Source organism: Rhizobacter sp. (assembly GCF_031412495.1).
Taxonomy (GTDB): Bacteria; Pseudomonadota; Gammaproteobacteria; order Burkholderiales; family Burkholderiaceae_C; genus Schlegelella_A.
In genome coordinates this window covers 1-2,058 of sequence record NZ_JANODC010000158.1, presented here as the reverse complement: position 1 = coordinate 2,058, position 2,058 = coordinate 1, and the positions used below count along the sequence as shown (strand labels likewise).

3 protein-coding genes are annotated in these 2,058 nt (G+C 68.6%); all 3 read left to right on the top strand.

Features of this window, described 5'->3' with window-relative positions; all coding sequences use genetic code 11:
• Positions 1 to 549, top strand: a 549-nt coding sequence (locus AC30N0_RS05710) for a glycosyltransferase family protein (protein WP_489516962.1), incomplete at its 5' end; no start/stop codon positions are given.
• A complete protein-coding gene (gene rfbF, locus AC30N0_RS05705; protein WP_489516961.1) occupies positions 546 to 1,319 on the top strand; it encodes a glucose-1-phosphate cytidylyltransferase in 774 nt (257 codons plus the stop codon). The genes AC30N0_RS05710 and rfbF, both read left to right, overlap by 4 nt.
• A partial coding sequence (rfbG, locus tag AC30N0_RS05700; RefSeq protein ID WP_489516960.1) for a CDP-glucose 4,6-dehydratase occupies positions 1,316 to 2,058 on the top strand: 743 nt, incomplete at its 3' end. The genes rfbF and rfbG, both read left to right, overlap by 4 nt.

The following is a 2,058-nucleotide window of genomic DNA, read 5'->3' as shown; positions in this document are numbered from 1 at the left end:
TACGTCTGGTTCCTGAATTCCGACGACCTGCTGCACGCGCGGATCGCGCTCGCCTGGCCCTCGATCCTGTCGATCCTCGGCGAGCGCAGGCCGCCGGTGCTGATCGGCGAGATCGAGATGTTCAAGGACGGTGCCCGCGGCGCCCGCCCGACGCGCTACTGGCGCGTCCCGGCCGACGTGGCGCGGGCGAGGCGCTTCTCGTGGCACCCGCCGCACCCCGCCTTCATCGCCCGGCGCCAACTCCTGCTCGGCGTCGGCGGCTTCGACGAGTCGAAGCGGATCGCAGCCGACTTCAAGCTCATGACCGAGGCGCTGCGGCAGGCCGCCGACAACGTCGCCGTCCTGGCCCTGCCGCTGGTGTCGATGCGCGAGGGCGGCGTGTCGAACCGCTCCGTGCGCGCCATCCTCGACGCCAACCGCGAGTGCTACGGATCGCTTCGCGAGCTCGGTATGTCGCCCGGCGAGGCATCGCTCGGCATCTGCCTGAAGCTGATCCGCAAGGTGGCGCAGAAATTCGTCTCCCCTCGCATGATGGAGATCCCGCATTGAAAGCCGTCATCCTGGCCGGAGGTCTCGGCACCCGCATCTCCGAGGAAACCCACCTCAAGCCCAAGCCGATGATCGAGATCGGCGCCAAGCCGATCCTGTGGCACATCATGAAGATGTACTCGGCGCACGGCATCCACGACTTCGTGATCTGCTGCGGATACAAGGGCTACGTGATCAAGGAGTACTTCGCCAACTATTTTCTGCACATGTCGGACGTCACCTTCGACATGGAGAAGAACAAGATGCGCGTGCACCAGCGCAACGCCGAGCCCTGGCGAGTGACGCTCGTCGACACCGGTGACGAGACGCTGACGGGCGGGCGCCTGAAGCGGGTCGCGAGCTACGTCAGCGACGACGACGCGTTCTGCTTCACCTACGGCGACGGCGTCGCCGACGTCGACATCGGCAAGCTGATCGCTTTCCATCGCTCGCACGGGCGGATCGCCACGGTCACGTCGGTCCAGCCGCCCGGACGCTACGGCGCGCTGCTGATGGACGGGCAGAGCGTGCAGGGCTTCATCGAGAAGCCGCGCGGCGACGGCGGCTGGATCAACGGCGGCTTCTTCGTGCTGTCGCCGCGCTGCCTGCCCTACATCGACGGCGACCAGTCGAGCTGGGAGGCCGGGCCGCTGAACCGGCTCGCCGAGGAGGGCGAGCTGATGGCGTTCGAGCACACCGGCTTCTGGCAGCCGATGGACACCTTGCGCGACAAGACCCACCTCGAGCAGCTGTGGGCCAGCGGCGAGGCGCCGTGGAAGACCTGGCCATGAGCGACTTCTGGCGCGGCCGCGAGGTGTTCGTGACCGGTCACACCGGCTTCAAGGGCGGCTGGCTGAGCCTCTGGCTGACCCATGCCGGCGCCGAGGTGCACGGCTACTCGCTGCAGCCACCGACGGAGCCCAGCCTGTTCGCGGTTGCGCGCATCGCCGACCGCCTCGCCGGTCACACGATCGGCGACGTGCGCGACGCCGACGCGCTCGGCACGGCCTTGCGCGCCGCCGCGCCGGAGGTGGTCTTTCACCTCGCGGCGCAGCCGCTGGTGCGCGAGTCCTACCTCGACCCGGTCGAGACCTACTCGGTGAACGTCATGGGCACCGTCCACCTGCTCGAGGCGGTGCGAAAGACGCCGGGCGTGAAGGCCATCGTCAACGTGACCACCGACAAGTGCTACCAGAACCAGGAGTGGGCCTGGGGCTACCGCGAGCCGGAGCCGCTCGGCGGGCACGATCCTTACTCGAACAGCAAGGCCTGCTCGGAGCTCGTCTCGGCCGCGTACCGCGACTCCTTTCTCGCCACCCAGGGCATTTCCCTCGCAACGGCACGAGCCGGCAATGTCATCGGCGGCGGCGACTGGGCGCGCGACCGCCTGGTCCCCGATTTCTTCCGCGCCGCGGTCGATTCCGTCGCCCTCGAGGTTCGCTATCCCGGGGCGACGCGTCCCTGGCAGCACGTCCTCGAGCCGGTCAGCGGCTACCTGCTCCTCGCCGAGCAGCTCGTCGTGCTGGGGGC